The 20509-nt window shown below is 65.6% G+C and carries 19 protein-coding genes and 1 pseudogene; 13 read left to right on the top strand and 7 right to left on the bottom strand.

All coding sequences use genetic code 11. The annotated features are described in order from the left end of the window. Nucleotides 1–30 precede the first annotated feature (30 nt). Nucleotides 31–366, bottom strand: coding sequence for a flagellar hook-basal body complex protein FliE (gene fliE / locus OKW45_RS33320; protein WP_018418743.1), 336 nt, complete (start codon nt 364–366; stop codon nt 31–33). A 236-nt stretch (nt 367–602) separates the two neighbouring features. Between fliE and fliF the strand changes: the two genes are divergently transcribed. The 13 genes and pseudogenes from fliF to fliR all read left to right on the top strand — a co-directional run bounded on the left by fliF (nt 603) and on the right by fliR (nt 12948). Continuing rightward, nucleotides 603–2399: a flagellar basal-body MS-ring/collar protein FliF gene (gene fliF / locus OKW45_RS33315; RefSeq protein WP_429473095.1), complete on the top strand. Its 1797-nt coding sequence runs from the start codon at nt 603–605 to the stop codon at nt 2397–2399. Beyond that, on the top strand, nt 2389–3384 hold the full coding sequence (gene fliG / locus OKW45_RS33310; protein ID WP_018418745.1) for a flagellar motor switch protein FliG: 996 nt from the start codon (nt 2389–2391) through the stop codon (nt 3382–3384). The genes fliF and fliG overlap by 11 nt, the downstream gene beginning before the upstream one ends. Further along, on the top strand, nt 3377–4060 hold the full coding sequence (fliH, locus tag OKW45_RS33305; protein ID WP_429473094.1) for a flagellar assembly protein FliH: 684 nt from the start codon (nt 3377–3379) through the stop codon (nt 4058–4060). The genes fliG and fliH overlap by 8 nt, the downstream gene beginning before the upstream one ends. Next, nucleotides 4054–5697 carry a flagellar protein export ATPase FliI gene (fliI, locus tag OKW45_RS33300; RefSeq protein ID WP_429473093.1) on the top strand — a complete coding sequence of 548 codons (1644 nt, stop codon included), beginning with the start codon at nt 4054–4056 and terminating at the stop codon, nt 5695–5697. Before fliH ends, fliI begins: the two co-directional genes overlap by 7 nt. A gap of 17 nt (nt 5698–5714) precedes the next feature. Continuing rightward, the gene (gene fliJ, locus OKW45_RS33295) at nt 5715–6164 is read left to right on the top strand and encodes a flagellar export protein FliJ (protein ID WP_018418748.1); all 450 of its coding nucleotides are present in this window, start codon (nt 5715–5717) and stop codon (nt 6162–6164) included. 61 nt (nt 6165–6225) lie between these two features. Continuing rightward, nucleotides 6226–7737 (top strand): flagellar hook-length control protein FliK, encoded by a 1512-nt coding sequence (locus OKW45_RS33290; protein WP_429473092.1) that lies wholly within the window; start codon nt 6226–6228, stop codon nt 7735–7737. 756 nt (nt 7738–8493) lie between these two features. Beyond that, nucleotides 8494–8994 carry a flagellar basal body-associated protein FliL gene (fliL, locus tag OKW45_RS33285; protein WP_429473091.1) on the top strand — a complete coding sequence of 167 codons (501 nt, stop codon included), beginning with the start codon at nt 8494–8496 and terminating at the stop codon, nt 8992–8994. Nucleotides 8995–9052: 58 nt separating this feature from the next. Continuing rightward, on the top strand, nt 9053–10051 hold the full coding sequence (gene fliM, locus OKW45_RS33280; protein ID WP_018418751.1) for a flagellar motor switch protein FliM: 999 nt from the start codon (nt 9053–9055) through the stop codon (nt 10049–10051). Next, nucleotides 10044–10508: a flagellar motor switch protein FliN gene (gene fliN / locus OKW45_RS33275; protein WP_018418752.1), complete on the top strand. Its 465-nt coding sequence runs from the start codon at nt 10044–10046 to the stop codon at nt 10506–10508. The genes fliM and fliN overlap by 8 nt, the downstream gene beginning before the upstream one ends. Beyond that, nucleotides 10505–11020: pseudogene (fliO, locus tag OKW45_RS33270) on the top strand (flagellar biosynthetic protein FliO). The gene fliN and the pseudogene fliO overlap by 4 nt, the downstream one beginning before the upstream one ends. Next, nucleotides 11020–11829 carry a flagellar type III secretion system pore protein FliP gene (gene fliP, locus OKW45_RS33265; protein WP_429473090.1) on the top strand — a complete coding sequence of 270 codons (810 nt, stop codon included), beginning with the start codon at nt 11020–11022 and terminating at the stop codon, nt 11827–11829. Before fliO ends, fliP begins: the two are co-directional and overlap by 1 nt. Before the next feature lie 35 nt (nt 11830–11864). Beyond that, the gene (fliQ, locus tag OKW45_RS33260; protein WP_026225505.1) at nt 11865–12134 is read left to right on the top strand and encodes a flagellar biosynthesis protein FliQ; all 270 of its coding nucleotides are present in this window, start codon (nt 11865–11867) and stop codon (nt 12132–12134) included. Between the two features lie 31 nt (nt 12135–12165). Then, on the top strand, nt 12166–12948 hold the full coding sequence (gene fliR / locus OKW45_RS33255; protein ID WP_429473089.1) for a flagellar biosynthetic protein FliR: 783 nt from the start codon (nt 12166–12168) through the stop codon (nt 12946–12948). Between the two features lie 67 nt (nt 12949–13015). Here fliR and flgL read toward each other — a convergent pair whose 3' ends face one another. The 6 genes from flgL to flgH all read right to left on the bottom strand — a co-directional run bounded on the left by flgL (nt 13016) and on the right by flgH (nt 20482). Beyond that, entirely contained in the window at nt 13016–14242 is a 1227-nt protein-coding gene (gene flgL, locus OKW45_RS33250; RefSeq protein ID WP_429473088.1) for a flagellar hook-associated protein FlgL, read from the bottom strand. An 11-nt stretch (nt 14243–14253) separates the two neighbouring features. Further along, nucleotides 14254–16248, bottom strand: a complete 1995-nt coding sequence (gene flgK / locus OKW45_RS33245) for a flagellar hook-associated protein FlgK (protein ID WP_429473087.1) — start codon at nt 16246–16248, stop codon at nt 14254–14256. Between the two features lie 217 nt (nt 16249–16465). Further along, complete coding sequence (locus OKW45_RS33240; RefSeq protein ID WP_429473086.1) at nt 16466–17239, bottom strand: flagellar brake protein; 774 nt, start codon at nt 17237–17239, stop codon at nt 16466–16468. A 355-nt stretch (nt 17240–17594) separates the two neighbouring features. Continuing rightward, nucleotides 17595–18599 (bottom strand): flagellar assembly peptidoglycan hydrolase FlgJ, encoded by a 1005-nt coding sequence (gene flgJ / locus OKW45_RS33235; protein ID WP_429473085.1) that lies wholly within the window; start codon nt 18597–18599, stop codon nt 17595–17597. 12 nt (nt 18600–18611) lie between these two features. Then, nucleotides 18612–19781: a flagellar basal body P-ring protein FlgI gene (locus OKW45_RS33230; RefSeq protein WP_026225507.1), complete on the bottom strand. Its 1170-nt coding sequence runs from the start codon at nt 19779–19781 to the stop codon at nt 18612–18614. A 2-nt stretch (nt 19782–19783) separates the two neighbouring features. Next, a complete protein-coding gene (gene flgH, locus OKW45_RS33225; protein WP_026225508.1) occupies nt 19784–20482 on the bottom strand; it encodes a flagellar basal body L-ring protein FlgH in 699 nt (232 codons plus the stop codon). Nucleotides 20483–20509 lie beyond the last annotated feature (27 nt).

Raw genomic sequence — 20509 nt, 5'->3', positions numbered from 1 at the left:
AGTCTTTCAGGCAGACCTGCGCGATCCCGCTCAGATCGACAACTGCGCGATGTCGTTGTACGCGGCGACCAGCTTGTTGCGCACCTGCAGGCCGAACTGGAAACCGATATTGGCCTTCTGCATGTCGACCATCACGTCGTTCAGCGACACGTTCGACGCACCGAGCTCGAACGCCTGCGACTCGCCCATCGCCTTCTGCTGGTCGCCGCTGATCTTGTCGAGCGAGGCCTTCAGCGCCGCCGCGAAGTTGGTGGGCGTCGCCGCGCCGGATTGCTCCGCCGCCGGGGTCGCGTCGCCGGCCGCCTGCGCCGCCATCGCCTGCATCTGCTGCAGCGCCGACGATAGCGCGTTCACGGGCATGGTCATGTTATCTCCGTTGGATGTGCGATCGGACCGCCGGACGGTGTACCGATCTGGACGAAAGCATAGCAGCGGCTCCTCGCGGAAAGTCCCGAAACTAGAGGGAAAACCCGGCTCTATTCAAGCAATCGGGTTGAGCGGCGCTGCGGATAATTTCAAAAGTGAAAGTCTCTGTCCGTCCGCCGAGCCCCGGCGCGGCATCACGGCAGAACGCCAAGGCATTTCCCGGAGAAACCCGACGCATGGATTCGTCAGCCAACTCGTTGATCAACCCCGACGCCCGTATGGGGCTCGCCGGCGCGCAGTCCGCTGCCGGTCAGGCCAGTAGCGGCCAGGCCGGCGGCACGGCCGACCTCGGTGGCCTCGGCGGCCTGGGAGGTATCGGCGGCAATTTCGGCCAGCGTCTGTCCGGACTCGCGCAGATGCGCGGCAACCCGCGCGCGCCGCTCGTGTTCGCGGTCGCGCTGCTGGTGGCGGTCGTCGCCGGCCTGTTCCTGTGGTCGCGCGCGCCCAGCTACAAGGTGCTCTACAGCAATCTGTCCGACCGCGACGGCGGCTCGATCATCACCGCGCTGCAGCAGGCCAATATTCCGTACAAGCTGTCCGAAAGCGGCAGCGCGATCCTCGTGCCGGCCGAGCAGGTCCACGAGATGCGCCTGCGCCTCGCATCGCAGGGGCTGCCGAAGAGTGGCTCGGTTGGCTTCGAGCTGATGGACAACCAGAAATTCGGCATCAGCCAGTTCGACGAGCAGATCAACTATCAGCGCGCGCTCGAAGGCGAACTCGAACGCACGATCGAAGCGATCTCGAGCGTCAAATCGGCGCGCGTGCATCTCGCGATTCCGAAGCCGAGCGTGTTCGTGCGCGACAAGGAAGCGCCGTCGGCGGCGGTGCTCGTGAACCTGTACCCGGGCCGCGTGCTCGACGAAGGGCAGGTCGTCGCGATTACGCACATGGTGGCCTCGGCGGTGCCGGAAATGCCGGTGCGCGGCGTGACGATCCTCGACCAGGACGGCAACCTGCTCACGCAGCCCGCCAATGGCAGCGGGCTCGATGCGACCCAGCTGAAGTTCCGCCAGCAGATCGAGCGCAACACCCAGCAGCGCATCGACACGATCCTCGCGCCGCTGTTCGGCGCCGGCAACGCGCGCTCGCAGGTCAGCGCCGATATCGATTTCTCGCACAGCGAGCAGACCTCCGAGAACTACGGCCCGAACGGCAATCCGCGGCAGGCCGCGATCCGCAGCCAGCAGTCGAGCAGCGCCACTGAAATGTCGCAAGGCGGCGCCTCGGGGGTGCCGGGCGCGCTGTCGAACCAGCCGCCGCAGCCGGCCTCCGCGCCGATCGTGGCCGGCAACGGCGCGAGCTCGGTCACCACGACGCCGGTCAGCGACCGCAAGGATTCGACCACCAACTACGAGCTCGACAAGACCGTGCGCCACGTCGACCAGCCGATGGGCGGCATCCGCCGGCTGTCGGTCGCGGTGGTCGTCAATTATCTGCGGGTCGTCGATCCGAAGGGTCACGTGACGATGCAGCCGGTCAGCGCCGACAAGCTCGCGCAGATCACTCAGCTCGTGAAGGACGCGATGGGCTTCGACGCGTCGCGCGGCGACTCGGTCAACGTGGTCAACAGCGCGTTTACCACCGAGCTCGACCCGAACGCCGACCTGCCGTGGTGGCGCACGCCCGACATGCTCGCGCTGTACAAGCAGATCGCGACGTACCTCGGCATCGGCGCGGTGGCCCTGTTCCTCTACTTCGTGATGGTGAAGCCGGCGTTGCGCCGCGCCTTCCCGCCGCCGCCCGAGCCGGTCGCCGCGCTGATGGCGCCCGACGAACCGGTGCTGCTCGACGGCATCCCGGCCGAGGAGCGCGATGGCGCGGTGGTCGAAATCGAAGCGGATAGCGAGAAGCTCGCGCTCGAAAACGCGAAGCACAAATACGAGCGGAACCTGGAGTTCGCGCGCAGCATCGCGCGTCAGGATCCGAAGATCGTAGCAACCGTCGTCAAGAACTGGGTGTCCGATGAGCGCTGAAGGCGTAGTGAAGAGCGCGCTGCTGCTGATGTCGATCGGCGAGGAAGAGGCGGCGCAAGTGTTCAAGTTTCTGGGCCCCCGTGAGGTTCAGAAAATCGGCGTCGCGATGGCCGCGCTGAAGAACGTCACCCGCGAGCAGGTCGACGAGGTGCTGCAGGAGTTCGTGCGCGAGGCCGAGCAGCACACCGGCATGTCGCTCGATTCGAGCGATTACATCCGCTCCGTGCTGACCAAGGCGCTCGGCGACGACAAGGCCGGCGCGATCATCGACCGGATCCTGCAGGGCAGCGACACGAGCGGCATCGAAGGCCTGAAGTGGATGGATTCGGCGGCGGTCGCGGAACTGATCAAGAACGAGCATCCGCAGATCATCGCGACGATCCTCGTGCATCTGGACCGCGATCAGGCTTCGGAGATCGTCGGCTGTTTCACGGACCGGCTGCGCAACGACGTGCTGCTGCGGATCGCGACGCTCGACGGCATCCAGCCGGCCGCGCTGCGCGAGCTCGACGACGTGCTGACCGGCCTCTTGTCCGGCAGCGACAACCTGAAGCGCAGCCCGATGGGCGGTATCCGCACGGCGGCCGAGATTCTGAACTTCATGTCGAGCAACCACGAGGAAGGCGTCATCGAAAACGTGCGCCAGTACGACGCCGAGCTCGCGCAGAAGATCATCGACCAGATGTTCGTGTTCGAGAACCTGCTCGACCTCGAAGACCGCGCGATCCAGCTGCTGCTGAAGGAAGTCGAATCCGAAGCGCTGATCATCTCGCTGAAGGGCGCGGCGCCCGCGCTGCGTCAGAAGTTCCTGTCGAACATGTCGCAGCGCGCGGCCGAGTTGCTCGCCGAAGACCTCGACGCGCGCGGCCCGGTACGCGTGTCCGAAGTCGAGACGCAGCAGCGCCGCATCCTGCAGATCGTGCGCAACCTGGCCGAGAGCGGGCAGATCGTTCTAGGCGGCAAGGCGGAAGACGCCTATGTCTGATCCGAACGCCCCGGCAAAGGAAAGCCTCTCGGCCTACCAGCGCTGGGAGATGGCGTCGTTCGACCCGGCTCCGCCGGCGCCGCCGCCGGCCGAACCCGAGTTCGACGAGCGCGCGTTCGAAGCCGAACTCGAGCACCGCCGCGAAGCCGCCCATGTACAGGGCGTCGCGTCCGGTCATGTGGCCGGCCAGGCGCTCGGCTATCAGGCGGGCTATGACCAGGGGCATGCGCAGGGTTTCGCGCAAGGCCAGACCGAGGCGCGCGAGGAAGCGATGCGGCTCGCCGCGCTCGCCGAAACCTTCAAGCGCGCGCTCGATGGCGCGCAGCACGCGATCTCCGAAACGCTGATCGCACTCGCGCTCGACATCGCGCAGCAGGTCGTGCGCCAGCACGTGCAGCACGACCCGACCGCACTGATCGCGGCCGCGCGCGAGGTACTCGCGGCCGAGCCCGCGCTCGCCGGCGCGCCGGCGCTGATCGTGAGTCCCGCCGATCTGCCTGTCGTCGAGGCGTATCTGCTCGAAGAATTGCAAACGCGCGGCTGGACCGTGCGCACCGATGCATCGGTCGAGCGTGGCGGTTGCCGCGCGCAGGCCGGCACCGGTGAGGTCGACGCGGGCATCGACACGCGCTGGCAGCGCGTCGCCGCCGCGCTCGGCAAGGTGAGCACGTGGTGAAGCCGACGCTCGACGAGATCCGCGCGAGCGATCTGACGCCGCTCGAACGCGAGCTCGCCTTGGCGTCGTTCGGCGCCGAGGCGCTGGCCGATGTCGAGTCGGCTGGTATTCCGGAGCCCCCGGATGCGGCATGGCTCGCTCCTGCGAGCGCACATCCAGCGACAGGCGCGGCGGCGAGCCGCGAGTCCGCCACGACGGACCACGCCGCGCGCAGTGCTTCCGCCGCTCACGCTCCGCACGCGCCTTCCTACGATCCCGCGCTCGACATCAATCCGCACATGCAGGCATGGCGCGGCCAGCTCGACGCGCTGCGCGCGCGCAACGCGATCGCGAAGCCGCTGCGCGCGTGCGGGCGTCTCACACGCGCGGCCGGTCTCGTGCTCGAAGCGGTCGGCCTGCGTCTGTCGGTCGGCGCCGAAGTGATGATCGAGTTGCCGCCCGGCAGTTCGCTGCCGATGGCCGAAGCCGAAGTGGTCGGCTTCTCCGGCGACAAGCTGTTCCTGATGCCGACCACCGAAGTGATCGGCCTGTTGCCCGGCGCGCGCGTCTTTCCGCTCGAAAGCGCGCCGATCGCCGACCCGCTCGCGGGCGCGAAGCGTCTACCGGTCGGCTGGGAATTGCTCGGCCGCGTGCTCGACGCATCCGGCCGTCCGCTCGACGGGCTCGGGCCGCTCGGCACGCAAAAGGACGCGCCGCTGTCCGCGCCGGTCATCAATCCACTCAATCGCGAGCCGATTCACAAGGTGCTCGACGTCGGCGTGCGCGCGATCAACTCGCTGTTGACCGTCGGTCGTGGTCAACGGATGGGGCTGTTCGCGGGTTCGGGCGTCGGTAAATCGGTGCTGCTCGGCACGATGGCGCGCTACACCAGCGCCGAGGTGATCGTGATCGGCCTGATCGGCGAACGTGGCCGCGAAGTGAAGGAGTTCATCGAACAGATTCTCGGCGAGGAAGGTTTGGCGCGCTCGGTCGTGATCGCCGCGCCGGCCGACGTGTCGCCGCTGTTGCGGATGCAGGCCGCCGCGTACTCGACCTCGCTCGCCGAATACTTCCGCGATCAGGGCAAGCACGTGCTGCTGCTAATGGATTCGCTGACGCGTTACGCGATGGCGCAGCGCGAGATCGCGCTCGCGATCGGCGAGCCGCCCGCGACCAAGGGTTATCCGCCGTCGGTGTTCGCGAAGCTGCCCGCGCTCGTCGAGCGCACCGGCAACGGACCGGCGGGCGGCGGCTCGATCACCGCCTTCTACACGGTGCTCACCGAAGGCGACGACCAGCAGGACCCGATCGCCGACTCGGCGCGCGCGATTCTCGACGGCCACATCGTGCTGTCGCGCTCGCTCGCCGAAGCCGGCCACTACCCTGCGATCGATATCGAAGCGTCGATTAGCAGGGCAATGACCGCGCTGATCGACGATAACCATTTGAATAAAACGCGTATGTTCAAGCAGATGCTGTCGCGCTATCAGCGTAACCGCGATCTGATCAACGTCGGCGCGTATTCGAGCGGGCGCGACGCGGTGCTCGATCGCGCGATCGCGCTGTATCCGCGGATGGAAGCGTTCCTGCAGCAAGGCTTTCGCGAGTGCGCGAACTTCCAGCCGAGCATCGACATGCTGAACGCGCTGTTTGCCTAGGGCCGAGGAGGCTGACGATGTCGAAACATTTTCCGATCAAGACGCTGATCGGTCTCGCGCAGGACGACGTGGACGCCGCCGCGCAGCGGCTCGGCCGCGCGCAGCGCGAGCGCAACGACGTACAGGCGCAACTCGATGCGCTCGTGCAGTACCGCGACGAATACTACGCACGCTTCATGGAGAGCGCGCAGTCGGGCATGCCGGCCGGCAACATGCGCAACTTCCAGGCGTTCATCGACACGCTCGATGCCGCGATCGAGCAGCAGCGCAGCCTGCTGGCGGCGGCGAGCGCGCGCCTCGAGGCGGCGAAGCCCGACTGGCAGCGCCACAAGCAGAAGCTCGGCTCGTACGAAGTGCTGCAGGCGCGCGGCGAGGCGGCCGAGGCGAAGGTTGCGGCGCGGCGCGAACAGCGCGACGCCGACGAATATGCCGCGCGGAGTCTGCGCATGCGAGCCGACGGCGCGTGAGGCCTTGCCTCGCGGCTAACGCCCTACGGCACACCCGTTCGACCGATTCACAGGATTCGTTATGTCGCTTCTTTCACAGATCGGCTCCCAACTGAGCACGCTGCTCGACACGAGCGGCAATGGGTCGAGCAGCGCGGCCGCGAACGCCGCGGGCTCGAGCCCGTTCGCGCAGACCTTGCAGCAAAGCATCGACCAGCAGAACAGCGCGAATCAACAGCAGACCAGTTCAGCGACGGCGTCGCATGCCTCGGCGTCGAGCGCGCCCAGTGCGCCGCCACCCGCTCCCGCTTCCTCGCAGCAAAGCGCGAGCGGTAGCCAGAACGGCAACGGCACAGCGAGCAACGCGGCCAGCAGCAGCGCGTCATCGCCGTCGTCCACGGCGTCGACGACACCAACGCAGCAGGCATCGAACAGCCAGACGACCGCGACGCAAGCCAGGCAGAAAGACACCAAGGCGCAAACCGACGCTGGCGCGCTCGCCGCCGCTGCGGCTACCGCCCAGGCTCAGGCGCAAGCGCAGGCACAAGCCGTCGCCAATAACGCCGACTCGAGCGCCACCACCACGACCGATGCCGCAAGCTCCGCCGCCGATGCGGTGAGCGCGCTGGCCGGCACGGCCACGGGCGCGCTCGCGGCCACCGCGGCAAGCAGGAAAGGCGCGGTCGATCCGAAGTCGCTGCAGGATGCGTTGCAGAGTGCGCTGTCCGCGCTGTCGAGCGGCCAGGGCGCGGTGCCCGCGGCCGCGCTTGCTGCCGGCGCGGCCGCAAAAGCCGCGAGCGCGGCGGGCGGCCTGGGCAACACGAAAAACGGCCTGAACGGCACGACGGACGACAAGACACTCGCGAGCGGCCTGTTCGGCAACGGCAAGGGCGCCTCGACGACCCACACGACGTCGACGGCGACGGCCGCCGCGACCGCGCTGGCCGATCCGTCGGCCGCGAAGTCGGCCGCCGATGCGTTGAGCGCCGCGGCCGCGACGAGCGGCCAGGCGGACAACCTCGCATCGGCGCGCAGCGCGTCCGAGGCGGCGAACGCCGCGCTGGCCGCGACGCAGGCGGCAGCGAACGCCGCGGGCACGACGGCGGCAGCGCAGAGTACGGGCAATGCGAGCGCGGCCGCCGCCGCCAATGCGTTGACGCCGCAAGTCGGCACGAGCGACTGGGAAGACGCGCTGAGCCAGAAGGTGGTGTTTTTGTCGAATGCGCATTCGCAGAGTGCTGAGCTGACGCTCAATCCGAAGGATCTGGGGCCGTTGCAGGTCGTGTTGCAGGTGGCGGATAACCATGCGCATGCGCTGTTCGTTTCGCAGCACCAGTCGGTGCGGGAGGCGGTCGAGGCGGCGTTGCCGAAGCTTCGCGAGGCGATGGAGTCGAATGGGATTGGGCTTGGCAGTGCGAGTGTGAGTGATGGGTTTGCGCGGCAAAGCGGGCAACAACAGCAGGGCGCTGGCGCGGGTGGGGGGAATGGGAAGAGGGGCAGTGGTGGGGGCGCCTTTGCAGGGGACGGCTCCAGCGATGCCATCGGGAGTGTTGCCGTGCGGCAGCAGGTTGGACTGGTCGATACGTTTGCCTGAAGCGAGGCGGGGCGCTTTTTTTGTCGTTGTTCTGGCTTTTTTGGCCTTTCCTTGTTGTCTTGTCGGTCTATTAGCGTTGCCCCTGTGCGGGGCGGCACCTACTTTCTTTGCTGCTGCAAAGAAAGTAGGCAAAGAAGACAGCTCAAACCGCTAACTCTTAAGCGGGTCCCCTGGCTTGGAAGGGGTAGTGGTGCATCTGGAATCCGGGCCGCCGCACATTCCCCGTTCGTGACAAAGCCGTCATCCCTCCCACTCCGCACTACGTGCGTCGCGGACGGGTCTACCTGGGAAACCAATGGTTTTGCCCGCGCAGCGGGGACCCTCGGCTGCGCCTCGGCGATGCGCCGAAACAACCAGTGGTTTTTGAGCGGGGTTTCGGCGCGCGTAGCGCCGCCGGAAGAATGACAGCCTTGTCACTGGCGCCGAATGTGCGGGAGCACGGATTCCAGATGCACCACTACCTGATGCAGACCGAGGGACCCGCTTAAGAGTTGGCGGTTTGAGCTGTCTTCTTTGCCTACTTTCTTTGCAGCAGCAAAGAAAGTAGGTGCCGCCCCGCACAGGGGCAACGCTAATAGACCGATAAGTCAGCAAGGAAAGGCCAACAAAGCCAGAACAACGACAAAAAAAAACCCAAAAACCAGAAACGGCCAGAAATAGCCAGAAATAGCCCTTCTTTTCGACCCATAGCGCCGCAGGCAAATCAACAACAATCACCCTAACCCTTACTAGGCCAGCAACAAGCTGGCAACCCAAATGGCAACCACGACCGCCCCGCAACAAGCCGCGCCCGCCTCGCCGGGCCCCCTGAAGCGCATCATCCTGATCGTCCTCATTGCGCTGATCGCCGCGGGCGCTGCCGGTGCCGGCGTGTGGTTCTTCCTGTCGAAGCGCGCACCCGTCGCCGTATCGGCCGAAGCCGCGCCGGCGCAATCCGCCGTGCCGCTGTTCTTCCCGCTCGAATCGATGACCGTCAACCTGCAATCGGACGACGGCCAGCAACACTTCCTGCGCATCGGCCTCACGCTGAAGCTCGGCGACGCCGTCACCCAGCAGGCGCTCACCGATCACATGCCGGAAGTGCGCAGCCGCATCCTGCTCGCGCTGTCGAACAAGCACCCCGAAGAACTCGCGCCGCTCGAAGGCAAGCGCGCGCTCGCCGAAGAGCTGAAGACGCTGATCACCGAGCCGATCGACAAGGGCGTCGCACCGATCCGCGTGCAGGACGTGCTGTTCACTGAATTCGTCGTGCAGTGACGTGACGTTGTTTAGCGCTGCCATCATCAATCGCCAAGGGACGCACGAGGAATAAGAAATGGGCCACGAAGAGTTCATGTCCCAGGAGGAGGTCGATGCCCTTCTGAAGGGCGTCACCGGCGAATCCGACACGGAATCCGAGCAAAACGACCGTACGGGCGTGCGCCCGTACAACATCGCGACGCAGGAACGTATCGTCCGCGGCCGGATGCCGGGCCTCGAAATCATCAACGACCGCTTCGCGCGCCTGTTGCGCGTCGGCATTTTCAACTTCATGCGGCGCTCGGCGGAGATTTCCGTCGGCCCGGTGAAGGTGCAGAAGTACAGCGAGTTCACGCGCAACCTGCCGATCCCGACCAATCTGAACCTGGTCCACGTGAAGCCGCTGCGCGGCACGTCGCTGTTCGTGTTCGACCCGAACCTCGTGTTCTTCGTGGTCGACAACCTGTTCGGCGGCGACGGCCGCTTCCATACGCGCGTCGAAGGACGCGATTTCACGCAGACCGAGCAGCGCATCATCACGAAGCTGCTCAATCTGACGTTCGAGCACTACGCGGCGTCGTGGAAGAGCGTGCGTCCGCTGCAGTTCGAATACGTGCGCTCGGAAATGCACACGCAGTTCGCCAACGTCGCGACGCCGAACGAAATCGTCATCGTCACGCAGTTCTCGATCGAGTTCGGCTCGACGGGCGGCACGCTGCACATCTGCATGCCCTACTCGATGATCGAGCCGATCCGCGACATTCTCTCGTCGCCGATCCAGGGCGAGGCGGTGGACGTCGACCGACGCTGGGTGCGCGTGCTGTCGCAGCAGGTGCAAGCCGCCGAAGTGCAGCTGAGCGCCGATCTCGCGCAGGTGCCGGTCACGTTCGAACAGATCCTGAACATGCGCAAAGGCGATGTTCTGCCGATCAACATCCCCGAGCACATCACCGCGAAAGTAGACGGCGTGCCGGTGATGGAATGCGGCTACGGAATTTTCAATGGTCAGTACGCGTTGCGGGTCCAGAAGATGATCAGCGCAGCCGACACGATGAAGGAAGGTGGATATGAGTGACCTGAACGCAAAGCCCGAGACCGATCTCGCGGCAGCCGAGCAACTCGCCGCCGGCGAGCTGTCCGCCGCGGAAGACGACGCGGCGATGGCCGACTGGGCAAGTGCGCTCGCCGAGCAGAACGGCAACGACGAAATCAACCCGGCCGCGGGCGCCGTGTTCCAGCCGCTGTCGAAGGCCGCGCCGACCTCGACGCACAACGACATCGACATGATCCTGGACATTCCCGTCCAGATGACGGTCGAACTCGGCCGCACCAAGATCGCGATCCGCAATCTGCTGCAGCTCGCGCAGGGCTCGGTCGTCGAACTCGACGGCATGGCCGGCGAGCCGATGGACGTGCTCGTCAACGGCTGCCTGATCGCGCAGGGCGAGGTGGTGGTCGTCAACGACAAGTTCGGTATCCGGCTGACCGACATCATCACGCCGTCCGAACGCATCCGGAAACTCAATCGATGAACCGTTTGGCAGGTCGCGGCGTGCTGCTCGCGTCGCTTTTCGCGTCCACCGTCGCGCACGCCGCCGATATGAACGCGGTCAACAACGCCGCGAAGATCGCCTCGGGTGTCGGCGCGGGTAGCGCGGTGCCGGCGCTCGGCGTCGGCGCGGTCCTGCAAACCTTCGTCGGGCTGGCGGTCGTGATCGGCCTCGTGTTCGGCTGCGCCTAGCTCGCGCGACGCTTCGGCCTGCAACCGGGCCAGCGCGGCGGCCTCGTGAAGACGGTCGGCGGCGCTTCGCTCGGTGGCAAGGAACGCGTCGCGGTCGTCGAGATCGGCGATACGTGGCTCGTGCTCGGCGCCGCGCCCGGCAACGTGCGGCTGCTGCATACGATGCCGGCGGGTTCCGTCTCGGCCGATACGGTTGCCGCTTCGCCAGCACCGCTTTCCGGCACCTTTGGTCAACGCTTTCGCGACGCCCTGAAAAGCGAAGTGGGCAAACGTTTCAACGCGCACGGCGGCGGGGATCGGTAATGCAGGTCAGTTTCAGGCAGTCAGGTTGGTTCTTCACGCTTACGCGCCGTGCGGGGCGGGCGCTCCCCGCAGCGCTTCAACTCGCGCTTCCGGCACTGCTGTTCGCGCTGCCGACGCTGTCTTTCGCGCAGACCGCCGGCCTGCCGGCGTTCACGACGAGCCCCGGCCCCAACGGCGGCACGACCTACTCGCTGAGCGTGCAGACGATGCTGCTGCTCACGATGCTGTCGTTCCTGCCCGCGACGGTGCTGATGATGACGAGCTTCACGCGCATCGTGATCGTGTTGTCGCTGCTGCGCCAGGCGCTCGGCACGACCACGACGCCGCCGAACCAGGTGCTCGTCGGTCTCGCGCTGTTTCTGACGCTGTTCGTGATGTCGCCGGTGCTCGATAAAGCCTATAACGAAGGTTACAAGCCGTTCTCCGAAGGCACGATGTCGATGGATCAGGCGGTGGCGCGCGGCGTCGCGCCGTTCAAGACCTTCATGCTGCGTCAAACCCGCGAAAGCGACCTTGCGCTGTTCGCGCGCATCTCGCACGCGGCGCCGATGCAGGGGCCCGAAGACGTGCCGCTATCGCTGCTGGTGCCGTCGTTCGTGACGAGCGAGCTGAAGACCGGCTTCACGATCGGCTTCACGATCTTCATTCCGTTCCTGATCATCGACATGGTGGTCGCGAGCGTGCTGATGTCGATGGGCATGATGATGGTGTCGCCGGCGACGATTTCGCTGCCGTTCAAGCTGATGCTGTTCGTGCTCGTCGACGGCTGGCAGTTGCTGCTCGGCTCGCTCGCGCAGAGCTTCGTCTGATATTTTTTCCACTCCTTGTTCTTCAGGCACTCACGATGACACCCGAAGCAGTCATGACGCTGGCCCACCAGGCCATGTACGTCAGCCTCGTGCTGGCCGCCCCGCTGCTGCTCGTCGCGCTCGTCGTCGGTCTGGTCGTGAGCCTGTTCCAGGCGGCCACGCAGATCAACGAAAGCACGCTGTCGTTCATCCCGAAGCTGCTCGCGATCGCGCTCACGCTGGTGATCGCCGGACCATGGATGCTGACCACGATGCTCGACTATCTGCGCCACACGATCACCAGCATTCCGACGCTCGTCAACTGAGCGCCGCTGGCACGTCCGCTCTCCCCACTCCATGTTCACGGTCACCTACGCGCAACTGAACGTCTGGCTGACCGCGTTCCTGTGGCCGTTCGCGCGCATCGCCGCGCTGATCGCGACCGCGCCGGTGCTCGGCAACACGTCGCTGCCCTCGCGCGTGAAAATCGGTCTCGCCGCGTTCACGACGATCATCGTCGCCCCGACGATCGGCGCGCTGCCGCAGGTCACCGTGTTTTCCGCGGCCGGCGTGTGGATTCTCGTCAACCAGTTCCTGATCGGCATCGCGCTCGGCGTGACGATGCAGGTCGTGTTCCAGGCGATCGACGCGACCGGCTACTTCATCGGCCTCGGCATGGGCCTTGGCTTCGCGACCTTCTTCGACCCGCAGGCGACCGGCTCGGGCGTCGTGATCTCACGCTACATGACGACGATCGCGACGCTGGTGTTTCTCGCCGTCGATGGTCATCTGCAGATGATCGCCGCGCTCGTGACGACGTTCCAGTCGGTGCCGGTGTCGGCGAACCTGCTTGCGCCGCACGGTTGGCAGACGCTCGCGAACTGGGGCGGCTCGATCTTCTCGGCGGGGCTGCTGCTTGCGTTGCCGGTCGTCGTCGCACTGCTGATCGCGAACCTCGCGCTCGGCATTCTCAATCGCGCGGCGCCGCAGATCGGCGTGTTCCAGATCGGCTTTCCGCTGACGATGCTGGTCGGCCTGCTGCTCGTGCAGCTGATGCTGCCGAACATGATCCCGTTCTTCGTGCACTTGTTCGATAGCGGCATCGATGAGATGGGACGGGTCGCGGCGGCGCTGGGATAACGCCGAAAATCGCGGACATAAAAAAACCGGCTCGCGCCGGTTTCTTTATTGCGCCGCCGGAGCGGCATCAGCTGTTGATGTACTGGAACAGCGACATGTTCTGGATCTGCACGAAAGCTTGCTGCGAAGCCTGCAAGGCCGCCTGCTCCATCGTGTACTTGCTGATCGTCGAGACCATGTCGGTCTGAGTCAGGTCCGCGAGATCGCTTTGCGTTTGCAGTGAGTTGGTCTCCGTAACCGTTTGCAGCGCCTTGACTTCCTGCTCGCGGCCGCCGACCGATGCCTGCACCGCGGTGACGTTGTTCAGCGTGTTGCCAAGCTGCGACAGGCCCGTATTCAACGAGTTCTGCAGCTTCGCCGAGGCCGCGGGGTTGCCGCTCACCGGCTGCTGGAGCGCGGCGATCATCGCGTTCAGGTTCGCGAACACGTTGGTGCCCGCCTGGTTGGCCGGCTGCACCGTGAATTTGTCGTTGGCGGCCGGCGTGCCTGTGATTTCGACGGTCTGGCCCGCGATCGTGATGCTCGAGCCCGCCGTGTACGGCTGCACCGTACCCGCGACGCCGGTCGTCGTGTCAGTGACCGTGTAGGTGAGGGAGCTGCCGCTACCGGTGAACTGGATCTGGTACGAGTCGGCGTTCCCCGCGTTGGTCGGATCGTTGACCGACACCGCGCCGATCACGCCGCTGCCGGTATTGGCCGGGTCGCCCGAGGCGATCGGCTGCGCATTGGTCGCGCCGACGCTCATGAACACCGACAACCCGTTGTCACCGGTCGAGACCGCGTTGCTATCGGTGACCTGCACGGTGCGCGTGCCCGTGTCGCCCGTATAGGTGACATTGCCGGCAGCATCGGTCGTGAAGGCCTGGGTCGAATTCTGGAAACCGGCGAACAGCGCATTGCCGGAGCTGTCGGTCGAATTCGCGTAGGTGACGAGCTGGTCGCGCAGGGTGGTCAGCTGCGCGGCGATCGCCGTGCGGTCGGCGTCGTTCAAACCGCCGTCGCCGGCGCGCAGACCTAACGTGTTCGCGCTTTGCAACGTCGTGATGACGGTGGAGAGCGTCGAGTCCTCGGCCTGCAACGACGTGAGCGCCGCGTTCTGGTTCGTCGTGTACTGCGACAGCGCGGACGCCGTCGAGCTGAGCTGCACGGCCTGCGCGGCGCCGAGCGGATTGTCGGCGGGCGTGGTCAGGCTTTGGCCGCTCGAGATTTCCTGATAGATCTGCGACAACTGAGCCTGCTGATCGCTCATGTTCGCGACGTTCATGCTGAAGTACTGCTGGGTCGAAATTCGCATGGTTCAACGCCTTACGAGAAGATGCCAAGCAAAGTCTGGAACAGCGTCTGCGCCGTCTGGATGACCTTGCTGTTGGCCTGATAGAGCTGCTGGTACTGAAGCAGGTTGGCCGCTTCCTCATTGATATTGACGCCCGACACCGACTGCTGCGCCGACGTGATCTGCGTGACGAGCGTGCTTTGCGCGGTCGCCGACGTCTGGATCTGCGTGGTCTGGTTGCCGATGTTGTTGACGTAGCTCGCGTACGCGCCCGTCAGCGTCGAGGTGCCGCCGTTGAGCACCTGCGCCGAAGTCAGGTTCGACAGCAGTTGCGCGTTGCGGCCGTCGTTGGTCGCGCCGGTGTTCGGTCCGATCGTGAACGAGTCGCCGTTGGCGGGCGTGCCGCTGATCGTGACCGTCACGTTGTTCATCACGCCCGCGCTCGCCGAATTGCTCGGGTTGGTGATCGTCAGTGTCGCGCCCGAGCTCGGCGAGTACGGCACCGCGGTCGTCGCCGCGCTGATCGTGTACTGCGTGGACGGCGAGCCGGCGACTGTCACCACCGAGCCGACCGGGAAGCCGGTCAGGCCGGTGCCCGCGGTGTAAGTGATCGTCGAGGTGCTGGTCGGCGCGCTGTAGCCGGCAGATACCGTGCCTTGCGTGATCGTCCCGGTGCCGGTGTTGGACGTCGACGCCGACGCGAGCACCGGCGCGGCGGCCGCGATTGCCGACGCCGACGTGGTGGTCAGCGCGAAGCCGTCGAGCGCGCCGCGGGTCGGTTCGACCGAGAACGAGTCGCCGGCCTTCATCGTGCCGCTCGCGACCGAGAACTGCAGGCCGCCGATCGGGTTGGTCAGGTTCGCCGCCGAACCGACGATGCTGCCGGTCTGGTTGTCGGTCAGCGTGTAGCTGCTGCCGTCGTACGACAGCGTGTAGTCGCCCGTGGTCGGCTGGGTCGCGTCGGCGAACGAGACACCGAGCGTAGCGTTGCCGGTGTTCTGCGAGTTCGCGTACACGGTCGGCGAGCCGACCGTGAACAGCGCGCCGCCCGCGGTGCCGTTAAGCGTCAGGCCGAGTTCGTTCTGCGCATTGACCTGCGCGGCGAAGCTGGTCGCGATCGCACCGAGTTGCGCCTCGGCCGGATCGAGCGTTTGCGAGCGGAATTGCAGCAGTCCGCCCAGCGTGCCGCCGGACACGCTCGTGTCGGACAGCGTCTGCGGCGTCGGTGTCGGCTTTGCCCCGGCCTGGCCGAGATACTGGACCGACAGCTCGCTCGGATCACCCGACGAAGTCGCCGTGCCGAGATTGAAGCTGTTGCCGGCCAGCACGAGCGGCTGTCCGCTCGACATGAACAGGCTATAGCTGCCGTTGTCCTGCACGACCGACACGCCGATCAGCTGGGACAGGTTCGACACCGCCTGGTCGCGTTCGTCGAGCAGCTGGTTCGGCGGCTGGCCCTGGTTGCTCGCCTGCGTGATCTGCGTATTCAGCGACGCGATCTGCGCGGTGTAGGTGTTGATCTGCGTAACAGAGTTGCTCAGTTGCGTGTTGACGCTCGAGCGCAACTGGTCGTACTGCTGGCCCGCCGCGTTGATCTGGTTCGCGAGCGTCTGCGCGTCGCTGATCGCGGTCTGCCGCGTCGACACGCTCGACGCGTTGTTGGCGACGTTCTGCAGCCCCGTGAAGTAACCGCTGATCGCGCTCGCAATCCCGGCGGTCGGACTGCCGACGAGGTTGTTGAGCTGGGTGATCATCGTGTTGTACGCGGTGAGCGCGCTGCTCGACGACTGCGCGTCGTTCAGCTGGGTCGTCAGGTACTGGCTGTACGCGCGCGTCACGGTGTCGGTGGAGACGCCCATCGGCAGGTAGCCGGAGCCGGTATACGTGCCGCCTGTCTCCGAATACACCGGGGTTTCCATCGTATAGCCGGGTGTCGACGCGTTGCTGATGTTCTCACCAGTCGTCGTCAAACCCCATTGGGCCGCGTTGAGTCCGCTAAGGCCGATATTCAACAGATTGCTGGACATGCGTCATCCTGAATGGCGGCATCGCAGACATGCCACCGCGTTAGTGGAACATCCTCTTTAACGGCCCACCGTGCGAAAAATTGAGGGCCATTCCACTTCGTTTGCGCGACGTTGCCGCGCTATTGCCTCCGACGCGAGTGCAACGTTTGCTTCGTCGGCCAAAGCGTTCGCGCAGTGCCAGGCGTCAAGCGCACGGCACCGCGCATTGGCTCGCCGCTCAGCGCGCCAGCGAGCGGCGCTTCATTTCGAGCTGCGTGATCAGCCGCTGCAGCGTGTTTTCCGCGCTGCCCGGCAGCGACAGGAAACGGAAGCCGAGCTGATAGCGCTGCGTGCCGTTCGGCAGCGCGAGCGAGCGATGCGACACGAGTTGCAGATCGAGCGACAGACGGCCGAGCGCGCCGAGCGTGAGCTCGCAGTCCATCAGGCGCGCGCCCATTGGCAGCTCGGCGACTCGCAGGTCGGTCGTGCGCATCCCGACGCCGCCGAGCGACAGGTCGTGCACCTCGAAGCGGAACGTGTCGCCGTCGGGCAGGCGGCCCGTACACATGAACGGGTCGAGAATCGGCGCGGCGACGCGGAAGTACTCGCGGCGCTGCACGTAGAACAGCACCTCGGGGAAGTCGGCCTCGAACGCCGGCATTCCCTCGAAGCGCGTCTCGCGTGGCGTCGGCGTCGTGAACTCGACGCGCACGCCGTCGGGCGACGCGTGGAACTGGCAGCGCGGCGCGTTGAGCAGCTCCTTGTTCTGATCGGCAAGCGCGCCCCAATCGAAGGTGAAGGTGCGCTCGCGCACGTCGACGTCGAGCAGGCGCGTGACGATCTGGCCGCCCGCATATTCGACGGTGAGGAAATCGCCGCGATTGACGATATTGCGCAGCTGCACGCCGATTTCCAGCGGATTGCGGCGGCCGAAATCGGAACCGCTCTCGTTTTGCGGGACGTGCGGCTGACCGTCCGTGTCAGTCAGGCCGTTCGACTGGTTCATATCCATGGGCTTGCCGGTAAGCATGTTCTTGCGGGCACGTGCCAGGGCCTAGCCATGGACTCTGAAGGTCTTCATGCAAAGCCGCAACACACGCGTTCGACCGGACCTTACAGCGCTATTCCGGTATCGGGTCTAACTCGTTAGCGGCAACATCGAGCCAAAATTTAGGGGCGCAATTTAAATATTCGCCGGAAAATTTCGCGCAAACGTTAAAAGCGTATCCGCCCTATTTCCCGCGACCTTGCTCGCCCCGGACCATGCCGGAGCTTTTTACCGATGCCGGTATTCCTGCTGCCTTTATCGCCGATTTTACCGACACCTTTAAAACCGCTTTAATGCCCGTCGCGTGCGTTATTTTTAATCAGCTCATTTTGTGCATGATCGACAGCAGCTTTTTCGCGTAATGCGGATCGGTTGCATAACCGGCGCGCTGCATGCCGTTCGCAAAACCGTTCACGTCGCGCGACGAATTGATCACCTGCGCGTAACGCGGATTGCTCTTCAACATGCTCGCGTAATCGGTCATCGCTTCCTCGTACGAGTCGTATGCGCGGAATTTCTCGACCGTGCGATGCGGCTTGCCGTTCACGTATTCGGTCGTGACCGTCGACACAGTCTTGCCGGTCCAGTCGTTGCCCGCCTTGATGCCGAACACGTTGTGGCTCGCCGAGCCGTCGGCTTTCTTGATCTCGCTCTTGCCCCAGCCCGATTCGAGCGCGGCCTGACCGATGATGAAGCGCGCCGGAATGCCGGTCGCCGCGCTCGCGGCCTGCGCCGGCGCGGCGAGCTTGTCGACGAAGGCGTCGACCTTCGACGAGCTGCCGTCGCCGCGCACCGGCGGCGTCAGCGCGCTATTGGCCGAGTAGGCGCGGCCGAGCGCGAGCTGGCCGTTGGACTGGGCGTTGCCGTAGGCACGCGCGAGCGCGTTGAGCGCCGCGCTCTGGCCTTCGTCGCCGCCGCTACCGCCGCCGAGCGCGTTGGCCATGCCGGCGAGACCGCCCGCCGCGCCCGCGCCGTTCGTGCCACCCACCTGCATGCCCTGGTTGCGCATCAGCTGCTTGAGCATCGCGTCGGCGACGCCGATGCCCTTCTTCGACAGCTGCTGCGCCATCTGCTGATCCATCATCGACGTGAACGTCGCCGTGTCGTGCGAATCGAACGGACCGTCCTGCGGCGTCGCATCGCGCATGCTCTTCAACATCATCTGCGTGAACACGGCGTCGAACTGCTGCGCGGCCATCTTCATGCCGGCTTGCGGCGAGGCTTTTGCCTGCGCGCTGAGTGCGCCGAAGCCCTGCACGTCGAGCGCGAACCGGCTGGTCAGATCGTTGGCGGAGTTGACGCTATTGGTCGTATCCGAATTCATCTCGCGTGCTCCTTAGATGATTTCAAGGTCGGCGCGCAATGCACCGGCTGCTTTCATGGCCTGCAGGATCGACATCAGATCCGCGGGCGTCGCGCCGAGCGCGTTGAGCGCCTTCACTACTTCGGCGAGGTTCGCACCGGCATTCACGAGTTTCAGCGAGCCGTTGTCCTGCTTCATCTGGATCTGCGACTGCTGCGCGACCACCGTGCGGCCGTTCGAGAACGCGCCCGGCTGGCTCACCACCGGCTGCGTATTGATCACGACCGACAGATTGCCGTGCGCGACCGCGCAGTTCTGCAGCGTGACCATCTGGTTCATCACGATCGAGCCGGTGCGGGCGTTCAGGATGACCTTCGCGGCGGCCTGCCCGGGCCGCACTTCGAGGTTCTGCAATTGCGCCATGAACGAGACCTGCTGCTGCGGATCGGCCGGCGCGCGCAGCTGGATCGTGCGGCCGTCGAGCGCGGTCGCGGTGCCGCTGCCGAACGCGTTGTCGATCGCCGCGACGACGCGCTGCGTGGTGTCGTAGTCCATGTCGTTCAGGTCGAGCTGCATGGTGCCCGCCTGCGACACCGCCGTCGGCACCGAGCGCTCGACGATCGCGCCGCTGGTGATGCGCCCCGCGGCGAGCTGGTTGACCTGCACCCTGCTGCCGTTCGCGCTCGCGCCCGCGCCGCCCACGGCGACGTTGCCCTGGCCGAGCGCATACACCTGGCCGTCGGCGCCCTTCAGCGGCGTGAGCAGCAGCGTGCCGCCGCGCAGGCTTTTCGCATTGCCGAGCGACGACACCGTGATGTCGATCGCTTCGCCCGGCCGCGCGAACGGCGGCAGCACCGCGGTCACCATCACCGCGGCGACGTTCTTCAGCTGGATGTTCGACAGCGACGACTGCGAGTTGCTGGAGCCCGCCGCCTGGTTGTTGATCGAGATGCCGAGGTTCGCGAGCATGTTCGCGAGCGTCTGCGTCGTGAACGGTGTCTGCGTGGTCTGGTCGCCGGTGCCGTCGAGGCCGACCACGAGGCCGTAGCCGATCAGCGGGTTGTCGCGCACGCCCTGGATCTGCACGAGGTCCTTCAGCCGCTCCGCGTGCGCTGGCGTCGCGGCCGGCAGCGCCGCGCAGGCGAGCGCGACGAACATCAGTGCGCGGCCCGCGCGCGACAGCGTGTTGAAGACGGTACCCATGATCACCACGGCGACACGTTGAGGAAGAACCGCTGCAGCCAGCCCATGGTCTCCGCTTCGTCTATGTAGCCCTTCGCGGAGTATTCGATTTTCGCGTCGGCGACCTGGGTCGAGTACACGGCATTCAGGCTCGAAATCGTGTTGGGATTGACGACGCCTGAGAAGCGCACGAACTCGTTGCCCTGATTGATCAGCATCTGCTTCTCACCGCTCACGATCAGGTTGCCGTTCGCCTGCACGCCGGTCACGGTCACCGTGATCGTGCCGTTGAACGTATTCGACGCGTTCGCCCCGCCGGTGCCGGCAAAGCCGTTGCTGCCGGTCGCGCTGAGGTTGGTCTTGGCGAACAGTCCGCCGAGGAAGCCCGCGGTCGGCACGTTGAGGTTCGTGTTGCCGTTGCGGTTCGCATTCGCGCCCGACGACTTCGTCGCGTTGATGTTCTCGGCGATCACGATCGTGATGATGTCGCCCACGTTGCGCGGCCGCTGATCTTCGAACAGCGGACGGCCCGCGTAGCCCGGGTTGTAGATCGAGCCCGGCGCCTGCGCCTGCGGCGGCACCGGCGGCAGCGCGCTCATCGGCTGCTGCGTGATCGGTTGCTTCGGCACGAGTGCGCAGCCGCCGAGCGCGGCGAGCAGCGTGAGCTGCACGAGCGCCTCGGCCGTGCGCGAATGAACCGGAGTGCGAGTGGAGTGCGACATCATCGTTTACCGCCTTAAATTTCCAGT

The sequence above is a fragment of the Paraburkholderia lebeckiae genome (assembly GCF_050436225.1).
Taxonomy (GTDB): Bacteria; Pseudomonadota; Gammaproteobacteria; order Burkholderiales; family Burkholderiaceae; genus Paraburkholderia; species Paraburkholderia tuberum.
Note: the sequence above shows the minus strand (reverse complement) of the source record. Positions and strands in the feature narration are given on the sequence as shown.